General features: G+C 51.5%; 1 protein-coding gene. It reads right to left on the minus strand.

Annotation, left to right across the window (positions count from 1 at the left end; all coding sequences use genetic code 11):
* A partial coding sequence (locus HOC_RS20435; protein ID WP_035542464.1) for a tyrosine-type recombinase/integrase occupies positions 1–1,243 on the minus strand: 1,243 nt, incomplete at its 3' end.
* Between the last annotated feature and the right edge of the window lie 198 nt (positions 1,244–1,441).

Consider the following 1,441-nt stretch of genomic DNA (forward strand, 5'->3'; position numbering starts at 1 on the left):
AACGGACCACTTTTCGGGAGGCAGACCAAATCAATTCACGTTTTTCATCGCGGTAGGAATAATGATCATAGTGGGCGATTGCGCGGCCGCCCATTACATCGTGGCTCAAGGCGCGTTCTAGTATTTCCAGGCGGACACCTTTTTCGGCCATCTTTGTTGTGAACCCTCTCCTCAAGGCGTGTGGCCCAAAGGGCTGCCAGCCCCAGTCTTTCGATAGCCTATTGCAAGCCCGGCTGGCCACTTTGCCATTCATTGGCTCAATGCCAGACTTGGCAGGGAACACCCACGGATTGTTGCCTGCGTCTGAGTTGCGTCTCTTTTCCAAGAGGCTTCGGCAGAATTCGCCAAACGGAAGCTCATGGGGTTTGTTGTTCTTCATACGGTCGGCTCTAACAGTCCAGAGCCGCTCGTTGAAATTGAGTTCCGCCCACTCCATCCCAGCAATTTCATTGACGCGTGCGGGTAAGAACAAACACAATCGTATCATGTCCGACACATCACTTGTAACGCCTTCAAGGTTGTCGAGTGCCTGCCAGAGACGTTTCAGCTCTGTGTCATTCAGCTGCCGGGTCCTTTGGCCGCCACGATGACGCTGCTTGACGGCGGACACAGGATTGAAGTCGATGAGCTCCAGCTCGGTCGCATATGAAAACAGGACACTCAACGTCCTGCGAGCGGAGTTTGAAGCCGGACCGCTGTGCTCAGAATAGATTTGGTCCAGAAAAGCGGCGATGTCCTTTCTGCCAATCTCCTTGATAGAGCGTTTTCCAAGGCGAGGCAGGATGTGGACTCGCAAACATGACTCGTAGAATTCTTGCGTTCTGATCTTTTTTGAAAGGAACCCTGGAGAAGCTTTGAAGGCCTGTGCCAGCGCCTCAAGGGTTTCCATCTTCTTGTTACGCGCTTCAATGGCTGCTTGGCGTCTTGCTTCGATGGGATCATGACCGTCGGGCACCTGGGCCAAATGCTTTTTTGCCCGGTCGCGAGCCATATCAAGCGTTACAACATCTGCCCGTCCGATGTTCATTTCCGCGGAGGCGTTGTCAGGCTTTCTGTACCGGATCACAAAGGTCTTGGTTCCACCTGGCGCGATACGTAGATAAAGCCCTGCGACTTTGTGGTCAGAGAACCGCTGCTTGGCTCCATTCGCTTCAATTGAACTGATGAACGCCTGAGTCAGGCGAGACGGTTTGGTATGTGAATTCATGGTCTGGGTTCGGCTCAATTTTAGCGTTTTTACCATTCAACTTGCCGCTTAGTTTGCCCACAATTTGCCCACAAATCAAGCGAACAGCAGTCAATGTCGATCAATGGCAGTCAATTTTAAAATCATGATAAATACAATAAAAACAATCCTAAAACGCGAATTTGGGCGTTTTTCACAGTTTGCAAGAGGTCGGTAAGGGCGAACTACGAATCTGGGGGTCGGGCGTTCGAATCG

Source organism: Hyphomonas oceanitis SCH89, assembly GCF_000685295.1.
Classification (GTDB): domain Bacteria; phylum Pseudomonadota; class Alphaproteobacteria; order Caulobacterales; family Hyphomonadaceae; genus Hyphomonas; species Hyphomonas oceanitis.